Genomic DNA, 19,800 nt, shown 5'->3' with positions numbered 1-19,800 from the left:
TCAACAGCAAATCGTTGACCTGGGTGCGGTAGGCCGTTGGCGCTTGCTGCAAGAGTCGTCGGGTCTGCTCCTTGTCCAGGCGCGTCTGCACCTGCGCCTCGTGACACCTGCGCAATTCGCCCTGAGGCCGGTCACAGGGCAGATCGTTGCGAGCGCCCTCAAGCTGCCCTTGCCAATAAGCCATCTGGGCCTGGAACGCCGCACTGCCGGCATGGGTTTTCAATCGTTGCGCCCAGGCCTGGGTGGCACTGGTCTTGGCGGGCAGTTTCGGCGCCTGGCCGGCTTGCAGTTGTTCGTAAGCCTGTTGCAGGTCTTCCAGCAGAATGCGCCAGGACACGCCGTCCACCACCAGGTGATGAATCACCAGCAACAGCCGTTGGCTGCCATCGGCGAGGCTTGCCAGTACCCCCCGCAGCAATGCGCCGCTTTCCAGTTCCAGGCTGCGCTGGGCTTGTTCGGCCAAGCGCTCGAGCGCAGGGGTATCTGCCACCTCGGCGGTCCACAACAGCGGTGAGCGACGCCAGACCGACTCTTGCTCGACAAGGGTCTGATGGCGGGCCGTCCAGGCGTCGTTCTCGTGCGCGAAGGCCAGGCGCAAGGCATCGTGGTGGATAACCAGCGCCTGCAACGCCTGCTCCAGATGCCCGGCGTGGACAGGCCGCAACCCCTTGAGCAGCACCGACTGGTTCCAGTGATGAGGCTCGACCAGGTCCTGTTCGAAAAACAATTGCTGGAAGGGCAGCAACACTGCGCTCCCCGTCACCGGGCCCTGGTCAATGCCCGGTCCGCTGTCACCCAGGGTTGCCACGCTGGCGAGCCCCTGGATGGTCTGGTGGACGAACAGGTCCTTGGGGCTGAAATGGATCCCGGCCTGACGGGCCCGGCTGACCACCTGGATGGAAATGATCGAATCGCCCCCCAGCTCGAAGAAGTTGTCACTGACACCCACTTGCTCGCGGCCGAGCACGCTTTGCCAGATACCGGCCAGCGTCTGTTCGATGGCTGTATTCGGCGCGATGTAAGCCTTGGGGCTGGCGCCGATATCCGCTTTGGGCAGCGCCTTGCGCTCCAGTTTGCCGTTGGGGCTGACGGGCATTTTTTCCAGCCACACCCAATGCTGCGGCACCATGTAGTCGGGCAACGACTGACTCAGATGCGCCTTGAGGCGGCCTTGCAGCGCCTGGCGAACAGCGTCTTCGGCGCTCAGCAGTTCAGCGCCGGTGGGCACCAGGTAGGCCACCAGTAAAGTACCGTCCTGGGCGATGACGACGGTTTCGCGCACCTCATCGTGTTCGGCCAGGCGCGCTTCGATTTCCCCCAGCTCAATGCGCAAACCACGGATTTTCACCTGATGGTCCATGCGTCCGGCGTATTCGATCACGCCATCGGTGCGGTAACGCGCCAGGTCGCCGGTTCGGTACAACCGCTGACCGTGACCGAAGGGGCCGGTCACGAACCGCTCGGCCGTCAGCGCTGCACGCCGATGGTAACCACGGGCCAAGCCCTCGCCCGCAAGGTACAACTCGCCAATCACCCCCACCGGCACCGGCGTTAATTCATCATCCAGAATGTAGGTGCCCAGATTGGCAATCGGCTGGCCAATCGGCACGCTGTCGCGCCCCTCCTCGACACAGGTCCAATGGGTGACGTCGATGGCGGCCTCGGTCGGGCCGTAGAGGTTGTACAGGCCGGCGTTCGGCAGTTTGGCGAACACCTGCTGCTGCGCATCCACCGGCAGGGCTTCGCCGCTGCACACGATCCGCTTCAGGCTGGTGCATTCGGCCACGTGCGGGTCCTGCACAAACGCCTGCAACATCGACGGCACAAAGTGCAGCGTAGTGATGCGGTGCGCGGTGATCAGTTCGATCAGTTGCGTCGGGTCGCGATGAGCGCCCGGCGCGGCCACCACCAGCGTCGAGCCGGTCAGCAGCGGCCAGAAGAACTCCCACACCGACACGTCGAAACTGAACGGGGTTTTTTGCAGCACGCTGTCCGTGGCATCGAGCCCATAGGCCTGCTGCATCCAGCACAGCCGGTTGACCAGGGCCGAGTGCCGATTGCCTGCGCCCTTGGGCTTGCCGGTGGAACCGGAGGTGTAGATCACATACGCCAGGTTTTCACCGTCGACCTCGACGTCCGGATTCGTGTCGCGACCGGCGTACACCCCGTCGCCAGGCAGGTCCAGCACCAGGCTGCGCAGCCCGTCCGGGATCGGCAACTGCTCCAACAGATGCTGCTGGGTCAGCAGCAAACCGATGCCGCTGTCTTCGAACATATAGGCCAGGCGATCCCGTGGATATTCAGGGTCCAGCGGCACATAGGCACCGCCGGCCTTGAGAATCGCCAACAACCCCAGGACCATTTCCACAGAACGTTCCACGGCGATGCCCACCAGCACATCCGGGCCCACGCCATGCTCGATCAATGTGTGCGCCAAGCGATTGGCCCGGGCGTTGAGCTCGCCGTAGCTCAGGCGTTGCTCGCCGAACACCAGGGCCGGAGCATCCGGGGTCCTGCGCACCTGCTCTTCGATCAGCCCCTGGACACTGCGATCGAGCGGGTATGAAACCGCCGTCGCATTCCAGTCGACGAGCATCTGCCGACGTTCGTCATCGTCCAGTAACGCCCACTGCGCAACGGGCTGTTGCAGGTCCTGCACCATGCCTTGCAACAGGTTGAGCCAATGCTGGCCCATGCGCTCGAGGGTGGCCGGCTCGAACAGGTCGGTCGCGTAGATCAGCGCGGCGTGCAGGCCTTGCGGGCTATCGGTGGTCTCCAGGCTCAGGTCGAACTGCGCGGTGCGCTGCTCCCAGCCAAGGGGGTCGACCGCCAGGCCCGGCAATGCGTCTTCGAGGGCCGAGGCAGTTTCGTTGCGATGGTTGAACATGGCCTGGAACAGCGGGCTGTGGCTCAGGTTACGCTGCGGCTGCAAGGCATCGACCAATTGCTCGAACGGCAGGTCCTGATGCATCTGCGCAGCCATAGCCGTCTGTTTGAGCTGTTGCAGCAAACCGGCGCCAGTCAGATCGCCGTGAAACTGCGCCCGCAGCACCTGGGTATTGACGAAGAACCCGATCAACCGCTCGGTTTCCAGGCGCTGGCGGTTGGCAATCGGCACCCCGACCCGGATGTCGGCCTGACCACTGTAGCGGTGCAACAACGCTTGGAAAGATCCGAGCAGCAGCACAAACAGCGTGACGTTTTCCCGTCGAGCCAACGCTTTGAGGGCATCGCTCAGCGAGCGATCCAGCACAATCGGCAAACGCGCGCCGCGCATGCTCTGCTGCGCCGGGCGCGGATGGTCGGTGGGCAGCTCCAGCAGCGTCTGCTCACCCCCCAATTGCTCGGTCCAGTAGCCCAGTTGGCGATCCCGTTCACCGGCAGCCATCCATTGGCGCTGCCAGACGGCATAGTCGGCGTATTGCACCGCCAACGCTGGCAACTGCGCGGGCTGCCCCTGGGTGAAGGCCGAATACAGGCTCATCAGGTCGTCGACCATCACCTGCAACGACCAGCCGTCAGACACGATGTGATGCAGAGTCAGCACCAAAATGTGCTCCTGCTCACCCAACGCCAGCAATGCCACACGCAATAGTGCATCGTTCAAGAGATCGAACGGGGCTTGCGTCTGCTGCTCGATGAAGGCCTGGATACTGGCCTCATCATTGCCGGCCAGACGCTGCTCGACGAAATCGACCTGCCCTTGCGCACGGATCACCTGGCAGGTCACCCCATCGTCTTCCACGAACAGGGTGCGCAGGCTTTCGTGACGCGTCACCAGTGCTTCAAAACTGCGGCGCAGGGCTATTTTGTCCAACACCCCGCGCAGCCGCAGCGCTGTGGGAATGTTGTAGGCAGCGCTGTCGGGGTCCATTTTCCACAGGAACCACTGGCGTTCCTGGGCAAACGACAGCGACAGCGGTTTGTCACGGGGCACCGGCACCATCGCCAACGGTTGTTCACCTTGGCCCAGCTCGAAGGCACTGACAAAATCGCGCAACGTGCTGTGCTCGAACAAGCTGCGCAGCGGCACCTCGATACCCAGCGTGCGCCGGACCCGCGAGACCACCTGGGTGACCAACAGCGAATGCCCGCCCAATTCGAAGAAGTTGTCCTCCAGCCCTACTCGCTCGAGCTTGAGCACCTCCTGCCAGATCGCCGCCACCTGCTGCTCACGCTGACTGCGGGGCGCCACGTAAGCCTGTTGCAAATCGCCGGCATCCGGGGCAGGCAACGCCTTGCGATCGACCTTGCCGTTGGGCGTCAACGGCAGTTGCGCCAGGAACACCAGGTGCGCCGGGACCATGTACTCGGGCAATTGCGCCTTGAGCGCGGTCTTGAGGGCGGTGCGTGCCGCAGCCTCGTTTTCCGGGATGGTCCCTTCGTTGCCGGTGAGCACCACGTAGCCCACCAGTTGCGCACCGGTCGGGCCTTCATGGGCCACCACCACGGTTTCACGCACGTTCTCCTGGGCCAACAGTGCGGCTTCGATTTCACCCAGCTCGATGCGCAAGCCGCGGATTTTGACTTGATGGTCGATGCGGCCGATGTACTCGACCACGCCTTCGGCCCGATAGCGGGTCAGATCACCGGTGCGGTACAGCCGTTCGCCGGTGGTGGAGAACGGGTCCGGCACAAAACGTTCGGCGGTCAGGGCCGGGCGCTGGAAGTAACCGCGAGCCAGGCCGTCACCACCGATCAGCAGTTCCCCCGGCGCCCCGGGCGGGTTGAGTGTCAGGTCGCCGCCGACGACGTACAGCGCGGTGTTGTCCAGGGGCTTGCCAAGGAACGGACGACTGCTTTCGAGGCTCAACGGATGCAGCGCCGACCAGATCGTGGTTTCGGTCGGGCCGTAAAGGTTCCAGACCTTCGGCGAAAGTGCCAGCAGCCGTTGCGCCAACTCCAGGGGCAACGCCTCGCCACCACACAGGAATGTGCGGCCCGCCAGCACCGAAGCCTGCTCATGATCGAGCAGCATGCGCCAGCTCGACGGCGTGGCTTGCAGCACGCTGACGTCATGTTGTTCGATCAGCGCCAGCACCGCTTGCGGGTCCTGATGCACGTTCTGGCCGGTCAGCACGATGCTGGCTCCAGCCGACAACGGCCCGTAGATCTCCAGGCCAAAAATGTCGAAGGAAAAGGTTGTCAGCGACAGCATGCGATCGCTGGTCGTAAGGCCCGGTTGGGCGATCATGCTGGTGACGAAATTGCTCAGCGCGCCATGGCGCACCATCACACCTTTGGGTCTGCCGGTGGAACCGGATGTGTAGATCACGTAGGCCAGGTGCTCGGCGGTCAACGGTACCGCCGGGCAGGTGCGCGGGGCGTCCTGCAACGCGGCGTCCGGCTGGTCGAGCACCAGGGTCCGCAGGGTCGCCGGGATCGGCAAGCGCGCCTGCAAACGGGCCTGGGTCAGCAGCAACTCAATGCCGCTGTCCTGGATCATGTAGGCCAGGCGATCCTCGGGGTACGCCGGGTCCAGCGGCACGTAGGCGCCGCCGGACTTGAGGATCGCCAGCAGGCCGACAATCATCTCGACGCTGCGCTCCACGGCGATGCCCACGCGCTGGTCCGGCGTCACGCCCAAGGCCAGCAAACGGTGGGCGAGCTGGTTGGCGCGCGCGTCCAGTTGCCCGTAGGTCAGGGTCTGTCCATCGATGGTCAGCGCCAGTGCGTCCGGGGTCAGCCGGGCCTGCTCGGCGATGCGCTGGTGCACACACGCCGCGGGGTCATGCTCAACCACGCGGCGCCAGTCTTGCTGTGTCAGACGCTGCTGGTCGGTGTCGAGCAACGGCAACTCGCCGATGCGTTGCTGCGGTGCATCGACGATGCCTTGCAGCAGGTTCTGCCAGTGATGGGCCAGACGTTCGATGGTCTGCGCCTCGAACAGGTCGGTGGCGTAGGTCAGTTCCGCGGCGACGCCCTGCTCGGTTTCATAAGTGCCCAGGGTCAAATCGAACTGGGCCGTGCGCCCTTCCCACACCAGGTCCTCGATGCCCAGCTGCGGCAAGTGCATCTGCCGGGCCTGGGCATCACCCGAGGTCTGATGGTTGAACATGACCTGGAAGATCGGGCTGTGGCTCAGGCTGCGCTCCGGTTGCAGGGCTTGGATCAACTGCTCGAACGGCAAGTCCTGATGCGCCTGGGCCGCCATCGCCGATTGCTTGACCTGATCGAGCAAATGCGCGAACGGCAACTGTCCATCGACATGGGCATTGAGCACCTGGGTGTTGACGAAAAAGCCGATCAGGCCCTCGGTCTCGACCCGATTGCGGTTGGCCACCGGCACCCCGACGCGGATCTGCGGCTGGCCGCTGTAGCGGTGCAACAAGGCTTGGAACGAGGCCAGCAACACCATGAACAGGCTGGCCCCTTGACGCTGGGCCAGCTGCTTGAGCGCTGCCCCCAGTTGCGGCGACAGGTTCAGGTCCAACCGCGCACCGCGAAAGCTTTGCACGGGCGGGCGCGGATGGTCGAACGGCAACTCCAGCACCGGCTGTTCGCCGCCCAGGGTCTGGACCCAATAGGCCAACTGGCGCTCGCGCTCACCGGCCTCGAGCCAGTGACGCTGCCAGATCGCATAGTCGGCGTATTGCACGGTCAATTCCGGCAACACCAGCGACTCGCCGGCCGTATCGGCGGCGTAGTGGCGGACCAGCTCATCCACCAGCACCTGCATCGACCAGCCATCGGCAACGATGTGGTGCTGGATCAGCACCAGCACATGATCGTCCTCGGCGATTTTCAACAGCGAAACCCGCAACAACGGCCCTTGACGCAAATCGAACGGGCGGGCGATTTCGCGCTCGACGAAAGCCTTGATGCTGTCGTCCTGGCTGGCCGGTGAACCGGCGGGCAACGCCTGTACCGCAACACACAAGGGCATCTGCGGGTGGATGAACTGCACAGCTTGCTCACCGCGCTCGATGAAGGTGGTGCGCAAGCTTTCGTGGCGCTCGACCAGTGCGTTGAAACTGCGCTCCAGGGCCGGCACGTCCAGTGGCCCTTTGAGGCGCAGGGCATTGGGAATGTGATAAGCCGAGCTGTGAGGGTCCATCTGCCACAGGAACCACTGACGTTCCTGGGCGTAGGACAGCGCAATGTTTTCGAACCCGGAACGGACCTCGGGAATCGGCAGGTTGGCCGGCGAGACGCCCTCTTCGAGCATCTTCTCCAGGTACAGCTTACGTTTGTCCAGCGGCAGAGTGATAAAGCGCTTGGCGATCCTCAAAGCAACACTCTTGTCCATCAGACTTCCTCCATTTCATCAAGCAGGGCTTCCAGCTTGTTCAGTTTCTGTTCATTGATTGGCCCATCCCCGGTGTCGAGTTGCGCGACAAAATCCCCCAGGACGGGGTGCTGGAAAATCAGTTGCGGGGTCAGCGTCAGCCCCAGTTCGAGTGCCATGCGCGAGACGGCATTGACCGCCAGCAGCGAATGGCCGCCCAGCTCGAAGAAGTGATCGTTCAAGCCCACGCGATTCAACGTGAGCACTTCGGCCCAGATCGCCGCGACCTGCTGTTCCAGGTCACTGACCGGCGCGACATAACCAACTTGCAAAAGGCCGGTGTCCACGTCCGGCAGGGCCTTGCGGTCGAGCTTGCCGTTGGGGGTCAGGGGCAGTTGATCAAGGAACAACAGGTGCGCCGGGATCATGTAGTCGGGCAAATGCTCCCTGAGCCCGGCCTTGAGTTGCTCACGCAGTTCACGTTGGGCTTCGCTGGCATCCAGGTTCAGCGCCGGGACGACCACGTAGGCCACCAGTTGCTGGCCGCCCGGGGCGTCCTGGGCCAGGACCGCCACGTCACGCACCTGGGGTTGTTGCAGCAGCCGCGCTTCGATTTCCCCCAGCTCGATACGGAAGCCACGGATCTTCACTTGATGGTCGATGCGCCCCTGATATTCGAGCACGCCATCGACGCGGTAACGGCTCAGGTCGCCCGTGCGGTACAGGCGTTCGCCGGTGGTGGAAAACGGGTTGGGCACGTACTTCTCGGCAGTCATCGCGGCGCGGCCGAGGTAGCCACGGGTGATGCCCGCGCCGCTCAGGTACAGCTCTGCCGAAACACCTTGGGGCACCGGCTGCAGGTCGGCATCGAGCAGGTAGCTGGCGGTGTGCTTGAGTGGGCGGCCGATGTTCGCCGTGCCGCCGGCGGTGCGGCGGGTCCAGGTGGAATAGGTGGTGTCCTCGGATGGGCCGTAAAGATCGTAGACATGCTCGACGCCACCGCCCACCTGTGGGAGCGAGCCTGTGGGAGCAAGCTTTGCTCCCACAGGCACTGACTCCACAGGCTCTGCTGCCACAGCCTCTGCTGCCACAAGCTCGCTCCCACAGGGGGCATTCTGATAGAGCGCATCCACCAGGCTTTGCTTCAGCGGCTCACCGGCCAGGTTGATGATGCGCACACTGGCCGGGATCTCATCGCTGCGCTGCAACGCGGCGATGGCCGAGGGCACGGTGTTGATCAGGCGTACCTGATCGCGGGCCGGCAGTTGCGGCAATTCCAGGGCGTTGCGGGCGATGATCAGCGAGCCGCCGTTGGCCAGGGTCACGAACAGCTCCCACACCGACAGATCGAAACACACCGACGTCGAGGCCAATACCCCCTGGATGTCGTCGCGGCTGTAGACCGACTTGGACCAGTCGATCAGCGCCAGCACGTTGCGATGGGCAATCGCCACGCCCTTGGGCTTGCCGGTGGAACCGGAGGTGTAGATGACGTAGGCGAGGTTGTCCGGCGTGACTTGGGTCTGCGGCGCGCTCAATGGGTACTGCCCCAGTTCGATACGATCCAGCATCAGCACGACGGTTTCAGCCGGCACGCTCAGCGTCGCCGCCACAGCCTCTTCGGTCAGCAACACCCGCGCACGGCTGTCGTCGAGCATGTAGGCCACGCGTTCGGCCGGATAATCCGGGTCCAGCGGCACGTAGGCGCCACCGGCCTTGAGCACCGCCAGCAAGGCGATCAGCAGGTGCTCGGAACGTGGCATTGCCACACCCACTCGCACTTCCGGACCCACCCCCAACTCGATGAGTTTATGGGCCAGGCGATTGGCGCGGCCGTCCAGTTCGCTGTAGCTCAGGCGCGTGTTGGCGAAGGTCACCGCCAGGGCATCTGGCGTGGCCTCAACCTGACGAGCAATCATCTGGTGAATGCACCGCGCTTGCTCGAACGGGGCGTCGACCGGGTTCCAATCATGGGTCAGGCGCTGATGCTCATCGAACTCCAGCATCGACAGTTCACCCAGGCAGCGCTCGCCATGGGCGGTCATCTGGCCCAGCAGTTGCGTCAGATGCGCCGCCAGTCGCGCCACGGTGGCGGGCGCAAAACTGGCCCGTTGGTAGCTCATGTGCACCGACAGCTGCCGATCAAGGCCCACCAACAGCGTCAATGGGTAGTTGGTCTGCTCCTGAGTGGCCACCGCGCCGAAGCGCAGACCATCCGGGGCGCCCTGCTCCAGGGCCTGGGCAATCGGGTAGTTCTCGAACACCAACAGGCTGTCGAACAGTGTTTCACCGCCCTGCCCGGCCCAGCGCTGGATGTCCAGCAACGCGGTGTGCTCGAACTCGCGCAGCGCCAGGTTTTGCGTCTGCACCGCTTGCAACCAGCTGTCCAGGGACTGCTCGGCCCGTGGGCTGGCGATCACCGGCAAGGTGTTGATGAACAGGCCGATCTGCTGCTCGATACCCGGCAGATCCGCCGGGCGACCGGCCACCGTCGCGCCGAAGGCCACGGTGTCTTTACCGGTGTAACGCTGCAACAGCAGCAGCCACGCGGCCTGCACCAGCGTGTTGACGGTAACTTTCGAGGTGCGGGCGAAGGCTTCCAGGCGTCGGGTCAGCGCTTCGTCCACCACCTGTACATGATCGCCATAACCGGACTGGGCCTGCGCTGGCTTGGCCATGACGTCGGCCAGGCGCGTCGGAGTCCCCAGGCGTTGCAGCGCAGGGGTCCAGAACGCTTCGCTGATGGCCGCGTCCTGGCGTTGCAGCCAGGCGATGTAATCGCGATAACGACCCGCCGGACGGGCCACGCTGTCGCCGCGGTAATGCTGCAACACTTCGCCGAGCAACTGCGCGCTGCTCCAGCCATCCATCAGAATGTGATGGTTGGTGTAGATCAGGTGATGCCGATCAGTCGCCGTGCGCACCAGCACCAGGCGCATCAGCGGGGCCTGGGTCAGGTCCACGCCTTGGTCCTGTTCTTCATCGGCGAGGGTTTGCAGGGCGCCATCAATATCAGAGCGCCCGTTCCAGTCGAGCACCCGGAACGGCACCTCGACCTGACGCTGGACGATCTGTACCGGCTGCTCCAGGTCGCCCTGCCAGAAGAAGCCGCTGCGCAGGATGTCATGGGCATCGACCACCGCTTGCCAGGCCGCGCGGAAACGCTGCGGATCGACGCCTTCGACGTCGAGGCGCATCTGGTTGATGTAGTCGCCGCTGCCCTGCCCGAGCAAGGTATGAAACAGCATGCCCTGCTGCATCGGCGACAACGGGTAGATGTCGTCGATGGCCTGAGGTGCCTGGACCAGGGTGTCCAGTTGCACCTGGGTCAGCCGCGCCAGGGGGAAGTCCGACGGCGTCACGCCACCGCTGTGACTGTCGCAGCAATGGGCGATGAGCGCAGTGAGCTCTTGCACGTAGTCATCGGCCAGGCGCTGGATGGTCGCGGTATTGAACAGGTCACCGCTGAAGGTCCAGCTCAGGTCCAGCTCGCCGCCGAACACTTGGCCGTCAAGGGCCAGCGGGCTGCCCAGCGGACCTTGCAGGTTCACTTCCTCGCCACCGCGCTCTGTGGTCGGCACGAACAAGGCATCGGCGGCCGCATCGAAACTGCCGTCGAACTGACCAAGGTAATTGAAGGTCAGTTGCGGTTTCGCCAAGGCCTGCAGGGTTTCACGCGCATGCTCATCGCCCAGGTGCGCCAAGGCCCCGAAGCCAATGCCCTTGTTGGGGATGGCGCGCAGTTGTTCCTTGATCTGCTTCAGCGAAGCACCGAGGTCGGCAGCGGGCGTCAATCGGGCCGGGAACAGGCTGGTGAACCAGCCGACGGTACGGCTCAGGTCGACATGGGCGAACAGATCCTCACGACCGTGGCCTTCGAGTTGCACCCACACACTGTCGGTGCCGGTCCAGCGCACCATCACCCGCGCCAGCGCCGTCAGCAGCAGGTCGTTGACCTGGGTGCGATAGGCCGCCGGGGCTTGCTGCAGCAATTGCCGGGTGAGGTTTTTGTCCAGTGCCGTGCGAATCGTCACGGCTTGGCCCTGTTGCTGCCCGCCCTGGGGGTTGTCCCACGGCAAGCCCGCCGGGGCGCCGTGCAACTGCTGCTGCCAAAAGCCCAGTTCGGCCTGCAAGGGTGCGCTGGCAGCATAGTCCTGCAACGCGTCGGTCCAGGCGTTGACCGCGCTGGTCTTGGCCGGCAGTTGCAGCGCCGCGCCGGCGAGGGCCTGGCGATAAGCGCTTTGCAGGTCTTCGAACAGAATCCGCCAGGACACACCGTCCACCACCAGGTGGTGGACAATCAGCAGCAGCCGCTGCGTGCCATCGGCGAGGTTCGCCAGCAGCGCGCGGATCAGCGGCCCGCCCTCCAGTTGCAGGCTGCGCTGGGCCTGGTTGCCCAGCACTTGCAGTGCGCCGAGATCGGCGACGTCGGCTTGCCAGAGCAGCGTGTCGGCGGCCTGCGCGTCGACGTCACGGTAACGCGCGGTCCAGCGTTCGCCCTGCTCGATGAAGTCCAGGCGCAAGCTGTCGTGGTGCACGACCAGTGCGTCCAAGGCCTGTTCCAGCGCCTGCGCATCCAGCGCCTGGGTCGGCTTGAGCATCACTGACTGGTTCCAGTGATGGCGGTCGGGGATCGGCTGGGTGAAGAACCACTGATGAATCGGCAGCAGTGCGGTTTCGCCGGTCGCGGGTTGCTGGTCGATCATTTGCAGTGGCGCGCCTGTCTGTACCACGGCGGCCAGGGCCTCGATGGTCTGGTGCTGGAACAGGTCCTTCGGCGTGAAGTGCATACCGACCAACCGAGCACGACTGACCACCTGGATCGAGACGATGGAGTCGCCGCCCAGTTCGAAGAAGTTGTCCCGCAGGCCCACTTGCTCGAGCTTGAGCACGTCCTGCCAGATCGACACCAGTTGCTGTTCCAGCGCACTGCGTGGTGCCACGTAGGTCTGCTGCAATTGACTGACGTCGGGCTTGGGCAGGTTCTTGCGGTCGAGCTTGCCGTTGGGGGTCAACGGCAGGCGATCGAGCAGCAGCAGATAAGCCGGGACCATGTGTGCCGGCAGGGTCGCCTTGAGCTGGTCACGCAAGTGCTCGGCGAAATCCTTTTGCACGGCTTCATTGGCCACCACGTAGGCCACCAGGCGCTTGCCGCTGCCAGCAGCACCTTCCTGGGCTACGACAACTGCTTCGCGCACGCCTTCAAGGGCTTGCAGGCTGGCTTCGACTTCGCCCAGTTCGATGCGGAAGCCACGGATCTTCACTTGATTGTCGATGCGGTCCAGGTAATCGAAAGTGCCATCGGCGCGTTGGCGCACCAGGTCGCCGGAGCGGTAGAGCAAGCCGCCGCTGCTGAACGGGTCGGCAACAAACCGCTCGGCCGTCAGGCCTGGACGGTTCAGGTACCCCCGCGCCAGGCCGCTGCCGCCCAGGTACAGTTCACCGGCCATGCCTTGGGGCAGCAGGTTCAAGTCGGCGTCGAGCACGTAGGCACTGCGGTCGCCGATGCGGCTGCCGATGGGCGCATAGGCGGCGCCGCACGCCACGTCGCGGCCAGCCTTCCAGATCAACGGGGTGACCACGGTTTCGGTCGGGCCGTAGCCGTTGATGACGTAGTCCGGGTCGAGGGCACGCTTGACCCGTTCGAAGCTGGCATTGGGCACCGCATCGCCGCCGAAGCAGTAGATGCGTACCTTCGGCGGGTTGCCCTCGCGCTCGGCGTGTTCGGCCAGTTGTTGCAGGTACACCGGCGGGAACGCCACCACTGTCACGCCGTGTTCGCGCATCGCGTTGTAGGTCTGTTCCGGGGTCCACAGGCTGTCATCGCGAATCAGCAGCGAGGCGCCGTGGGTCAGGCTGGTGAGCCAGCGTTCATGGGCACCGTCGAAGGCGAACGACATGAAATGGAATTCGCAGTCGCTGTCGCGCATTTCATAGCGCTCACCGATGGCCTGGCAGTGCATCGCCAGCGGACCGTGGGCCACGCTCACGCCTTTCGGGTTACCAGTGGAACCGGAGGTGTAGATCACGTAGGCCAGGTTCTGCGGATCGATACGCACGGCTGGGGCGTTGCTCGGTTGCGAGCTCAGGTCCAGGCGATCGAGTTCCAGCACCTGGTCGACACCCTCCAGCGGCAGCTGCGCCGACACCCGGGAGTCGGTGAGCAACAGCGCCAGCCCGGAATCCTCGATCAGGTACGCCAGGCGCTCCCGTGGGTAACTGGTGTCCAGCGGCACATAGGCGGCGCCGGCCTTGAGCACCGCCAGCAGTGCGACGATCACCCCTTCGCTGCGCGGCAGGGCTACGCCAATGCGGGTTTCCGGGCCCACGCCACGGGCAATCAGGGCGTGCGCCAACTGGTTGGCCCGCCGGTCGATCTCGCCATAGCTGAAGCGCTGGCCGTCGAAGATCACCGCCGTGCTCTGCGGTTTCAGCGCCGCCAGATGGGCGATGCGCTGATGCACGGCAATGTCGGTCGGGTATGGCTGCGGGTGGTTGGCAGCCTGTTGCGCCCTGTGCTCCTCTTCACTGGCCAGGGCGATCTCGCCGAGGCGACGCTCGGCGGATTCGGCAAACCGCTCCAGCAGGAGCAGCAGTTGCCCACTCAAGCGCTCAATGGTTGCAGTGCTGAAATGCGCCTGGTCGAAACTCATGTGCAACGCCAGCGTCTCGCCCAAGGTCACGCCCAGGGTCAGCGGGTAGTGGGTCTGATCCTGGTTGGCGACTTCGCCGAACACCACGCCTTGGGCGGTGCCGTGTTGCAACGCTGCGGAAATCGGGAAGTTCTCGAACACCAGCAGGCTGTCGAACAGCGCTCCCCCGCCCTGCCCGGCCCAGCGCTGGATGCTCGCCAGCGGCGTGTGCTCGAACTCGCGCAGGCTCAGGTTCTGCGCCTGTACGGCGGCCAGCCAGGCAGCGACGGTCTGGTCCGGACGCGAGCCGGCGATCACCGGCAAGGTGTTGATGAACAGGCCGACCTGTTGTTCGATGCCAACCAGCTCTGCCGGCCGCCCGGCCACGGTGGTGCCAAACGCCACGCAGTCGCTACCGGTGTAGCGCTGCAACAGCAGCAGCCACGCCGCTTGCACCAGGGTGTTGACGGTGACTTTCTGCTGGCGGGCGAACGCGTTGAGACGATCAGTGCCCGACGCATCCAGACGGAAATGCCTGAGCGCATGACCGCTTTCGCTGCGCATCTCGCCACTCGCCGCAGCGGCGTTCGCCAGTACAGTCGGCTCCTGGAGATCGGCCAGTTGCCCCCGCCAGAACGCTTCGCTGAGCGCGGCGTCCTGGCGCTGCAACCACTGGATGTAATCGGCATAGCGGCTGACCGGGCGCGGCGGCTGTTGACCGGCATAGCGTTGCAGGACTTCGCCGAGCATCTGCGCGCTGCTCCAGCCATCCATCAGGATATGGTGGTTGGTGAAGATCAGGTGATGACGCTCATCGCTCAGTTGAATCAGCGTGACCCGCAGCAGCCCGGCCTGGGTCAGGTCGAACCCCATGGCCAGGTCAGCGGCAATGAAATCCTTGAGGGCCTGGGCGACGTCATCGCGTTCGCGCCAATCGAGCACGGTGTAGGGCAGCGCCAGACGGCGGTGGATGACCTGCAACTGTTGCTGCAACTCGCCCTGCCAGATGAAACCGCTGCGCAGGATCTCATGGGCGTCCAGGGTCGCCTGCCACGCCGCGCGGAAACGCTCGGGGTCCAGGCCATCGACATCCACGCACAATTGGTTGATGTAGGCACCGGTGCCCTGCTCGTACAGGGTATGAAACAACATGCCTTGTTGCATCGGCGACAGTGGATAAATGTCTTCGATGGCGGCAGCGGGCACTGGGATCGCGTCCAACTGCGCCTGGGTGATGCGCGCCAGCGGGAAGTCCGACGGCGTGGTGCCCATGGAGGCGGCCGAGCAGCAATGGCCGATCAGTGCTTCCAGTTCGCGGGCATAGTCATCGGCCAGACGGGCGATGGTCGCCTCGTTGAATTGCTCAAGGCTGAACGTCCAACGCAAGTCGAGCTCGCCGTCGTAGACCTGGCCTTCGACACTGAGCCAGTTATCCAATGGCGCATCAAGGCTCTGCTCGGAGCCGGCACTTTCCCCCGCCGGGCTGAACAGCGCCCCCTCCCGGGCATCGAAACTGCCGTCGAACTGGCCGAGGTAATTGAAGGTGATGCACGGCAATGGCAAGGCCTTGAGACAGGCTTGCGCCGCATCGTCGCCGAGGTAGCGCAGCACACCGAAACCGATGCCCTTGTTCGGGATCGCCCGCAGTTGCTCCTTGATCTGCTTGATCGCGGCGCCCACGCCATCGGCCGGGGTCAGCCGCACGGGGAACAGGCTGGTGAACCAGCCGACCGTACGGGTCAGGTCGACGCCTTTGAACAACTCTTCGCGGCCATGGCCTTCGAGCTGGATCAAGGTGTCGACATGCCCGGTCCAGCGACAGATCACCCGCGCCAGGGCGGTCAGCAGCAGGTCGTTGACCTGGGTGCGATACGCCGCGGGAGCCTGTTGCAGCAGCTGTTGAGTGAGGATTTTGTCGAGACGGCTGTGCAGCACTTTGGCGTAACGGCTTTGCCGGCTGCCTTGGGGGTTATCCCACGGCAGATCCACTCCCGCGCCTTGTAGCTGTTGCTGCCAGAACGTCAGTTCGGCCTGAACGTTTTCAGTGCTGGCGTAGGCCTGCAGATGTTCGCCCCAGGCCTTGTAGGCGCTGGTCTTGGCCGGCAGCTTGATGGCGGCGCCGACGCTGGCCTGTTGATAAGCCCGTTGCAGATCTTCCAGCAGGATGCGCCACGACACACCGTCCACGGCCAGGTGGTGCACGGCCAATAACAGACGCTGGCTGCCATCGGCCATGCTCGCCAGCACCGCACGCAGCAGCGGGCCATTGTGCAGGTCGAGGCTGCACTGGGCCTTGGCGCACAAGTCTTGCAGCTCAGCGGCGCTCAGGTTGTCCGCTGTCCACAACAACTCAGGGTCGACCGCGATCGGCGCCACCTCGGCCCGCCAGCCCGCCGGAGTTTCGACGAAGCGCGAACGCAAGGCATCGTGATGCGCCAACACTGCGTTGAGGGCCTGCAACAGCGCCGGTGCCTGCAACGGTAGATGGCTGCGCAACAAAACGGCCTGGTTCCAGTGGTGACGCTGGGCAATGGCTTCCTCGAAAAACACCTGCTGGATGGGCAGCAACGGCTGTTCGCCGCTGACCGGCCCCTGATCGATCTGCAGCCCGCTGCCGCCCTGTTGCGCGACGCTCGCCAGGCCTTGCACGGTTTGATGCTGGAACAGGTCACGGGGGGTGAAATGGATCCCGGCCTGCCGCGAGCGGCTGACCACCTGGATCGAGATGATCGAGTCGCCACCCAGCTCGAAAAAATTGTCGGTCAAGCCAACCTGTTCAAGCTTGAGCACGTCCTGCCAGATGGCCGCGATGCCTCGCTCCAGTTCGCTGCGGGGGGCGATATAGGCCTGCTGCAACTGGCTGGCATCCGCTGACGGCAAGGCCTTGCGGTCGAGCTTACCGTTGGGGCTCAGCGGCAATTGCGCAAGGAACACCAGTTGGGTCGGCACCATGTAATCCGGCAGAAGCTCCTTGAGTTGCGCCTTGAGGGTTTCCCGCGCAGCGCCCTGCTCATCAGCCGAGGCCGACACCAGCGAAGTGTCGTTGGGCACCACATAACCCACCAGTTGCAAGCTGCTGCCACCCTGCACCGCCAGTACGACGGCTTCACTGACCGCCGCAAGTTCCAACAGGCGTGCTTCGACCTCGCCCAGCTCGATGCGCAAGCCGCGGATCTTCACTTGATGGTCAACGCGGCCCACGTATTCGATTTCGCCCAAGGCATTGAAGCGCGCCAAGTCGCCGGTGCGATACAGGCGCGCACCGCTGGTGGAAAACGGATCGGGGATGAAACGTTCGGCGGTCAAGGCCGGGCGCTGAAAGTAACCACGCGCCAGCAGCTCGCCGCCAATCAGCAGCTCGCCGGTCACTCCCACAGGCGTGGGCGCCAGGTGTGCATCGAGCAGATAGGTATGCCGGCCTGGAAGCGGTTGACCAATGGGCAAGGTCAGCGGCAGCGGCCGGCGATTGAAGACGTAATCGCTGCAATCAAGGGTGGTGGCCGTGACCGTGGCTTCGGTCGGGCCGTAGGTGTTGAGCAGCTTGACCTGCTCCAGCCCGGCCCGGCGCCAGGCCTGCACGCCTTCGGGCGGCATGGCTTCACCGCCGCTGTGCACCTGGCGCAGCGCCGCATAGTCACGCGGCCCGACAGCGGCGAACTCCTTGGCAATCATGTTCCAGTAGGCAGTGGTCAAGTCCATGACCGTGATGCCCTGCTCGACGATCTGGCGGTACAGGGTTTCGCTGTCCCATACCTCGTTGCCGCGCAGCACCACCGAGGCGCCGCAGGTCAACGGGCCGAACAACTGCTCGCCAAAGGCATCGAAGTTGAACGTCGCGAATTGCAGCACGCAGTCGGCGCTGTTCAAGCCGTAATAGTGCTGCGAGGCAAACGCATGCTTGCTCAGCGCGCCGTGGCTGATACCGACGCCTTTCGGGCGCCCGGTCGAGCCGGAGGTGAACATGACGTAGGCCAGGCTGTCGGCCCACACCTTGCGTTGCAGGTTGCCTGGCTCGGCGCTTTCCCAGGACTCGGCCTGATCCAGGCACAGGCAACGCACGCCGTCAGGCACAGGCAGTCGTTCAAGCAAATGGCTTTGGCTCAGGAGCAAACGGCTGGCGCTGTCTTCGATCATGAATCGAAGGCGATCCACCGGGTACTGGGGGTCCAGCGGCACGTAGGCACCGCTGGCCTTGAGCACGGCAAGAATGGCCACCACCAGGTCCACGCTCCGGTCGACAGCGATGCCCACCAGCACGTCAGGACCGACCCCCGCCGCCACCAATGTGCGCGCCAGGCGGTTGGATCGGGCATTGAGCTGGCCATAGCTCAATCGTTGTCCATCGCAGATCAAGGCGATGGCATCCGGGCTACGTTCAGCTTGGGCCTCGAACAGTTCATGCACCGGGCGCTCACTCGGCCAGCTCGTGTCGTGGCGCGCCCACTCTGTCACCACCTGCCGATAGTCGGCCGGCGCCAACAACGCCAGCTCGCCGACGCGCTGCTGCGGGTCGTTGACGATGTTGCGCAATAGCAGCGTCCAGTGCCGAGCCATGCGCTCGATGGTGTCGGGGTTGAACAAGTCACTGGCGTAGGTGAACGCCGCATGCAAGTGCCCGCCCTTTTCGTAGGTATCCAGGCTCAAGTCGAACTGGGTGCTGCGGGTTTCCCACTCGATGACGCCCAGCTCCAGACCGCTGCCGACTTTCAGCGTGGTGACGTCGGCCACTTCCGGCTGGTGGTTATACATCACCTGGAACAATGGGTTGTAGCTCAGGCTGCGCTCAAGCTTCAGCGCCTCGACCAACCGTTCGAAGGGCAGATCCTGGTGGGCCTGGGCGCCGAGGGCGGTTTCCTTGATGTCACGCAACAGGTCGCCGAGGCGAGTCTGGCCGTCCAGTTGCACCCGCAATACCTGGGTGTTGACGAAGAAACCGATCAGCCCTTCGATTTCCCGGCGGTTGCGGTTGGCGATCGGGACGCCGACCCGCAAGTCGTCTTGCCCGGTATAGCGGTGCAGCAGGATATTGAAAGTCCCCAGCAGCAGCATGAACAACGTGACCCCATGCTGGCGGGCAACGCCGCGCAGTTGCTCGACCAGCGCGGCGTCCACCACGTGTTCCAGGCGACGACCGCGATAGCTCGGCAACACCGGGCGCGGATAGTCGATGGGCAGCTCCAGCACCGGATGCTCATCGCCCAGCTGCGCTTGCCAGTAATCGAGTTGACGCTGCAGCTCCCCCGCTTCCAGCCAGCGCCGCTGCCACAGGGCGTAGTCGCTGTACTGGATCGGCAAGTCGGCCAACTGAGGTTCCGCGCCCGCTTCATGGGCGTCATAGCAGCGGATGAATTCATCGATCAGCACGTTCATCGACCAACCGTCGGAGACGATGTGGTGCAAGGTCAGCAGCAGCACGTGCTCCTGATCATCGAGCTTGAGCAGTTCGACCCGCAGCAAGGGGCCGCTGGACAGGTCGAAGGGCCGCAGTGATTGTTCCTCGGCGGCCCGACGCACTGCCTGCTCGCGCTCGGCTGCTGGCATGGCGCTGAAATCCATGTGCTCGATCACCAGCGGCGCGTCGGTCGGCACTTGCAGGAGGCTATCGTCGGCCTGACGCTGGAATACCGTGCGCAGGGTTTCGTGACGGGCCACCAGGCTGGCGAAGGCTTGCTCCAGCGCCGGCAGGCTCAATGCGCCCTTGAGCCGCACTGCTCCCGGCAGGTTGTAGGCACCGCTGTCGGGCTCCAATTGCCAGAGAAACCACATGCGCTGCTGGGCATAGGACAACGCCTGGCGATCCTCGGCCTCGACGCCCCGGGGGATGGGAAAACCGCTGAACTCCACGCCCTCCTTGTCCAACGCGGCCAGGAACATCCGGCGCTTGTCCAGGGGCAACCCGATAAACCGGCGAGCAAGTTTCAAGGCGTCTTCAGCATTCAT

At 64.3% G+C, this 19,800-nt stretch carries 2 protein-coding genes (1 of these 2 only partly in view); both read right to left on the bottom strand.

The window, feature by feature from the left end:
- Positions 1-7,249: the 5' portion of a non-ribosomal peptide synthase/polyketide synthase gene (locus Q7F16_RS12215; protein ID WP_409556181.1), read on the bottom strand. The gene continues 6,449 nt to the left of window position 1, outside the view; 7,249 of the gene's 13,698 nt are visible here — the first part of the coding sequence; the start codon lies at positions 7,247-7,249; its stop codon lies beyond the left edge, outside the window.
- Positions 7,249-19,800, bottom strand: coding sequence for a non-ribosomal peptide synthetase (locus Q7F16_RS12210; protein ID WP_409556180.1), 12,552 nt, complete (start codon positions 19,798-19,800; stop codon positions 7,249-7,251). Before Q7F16_RS12210 ends, Q7F16_RS12215 begins: the two co-directional genes overlap by 1 nt.

The organism is Pseudomonas sp. Lb2C2, from assembly GCF_052112205.1.
GTDB classification, from domain to species: domain Bacteria; phylum Pseudomonadota; class Gammaproteobacteria; order Pseudomonadales; family Pseudomonadaceae; genus Aquipseudomonas; species Aquipseudomonas kilonensis.
This window is presented reverse-complemented; position numbering and strand designations above follow the sequence as displayed.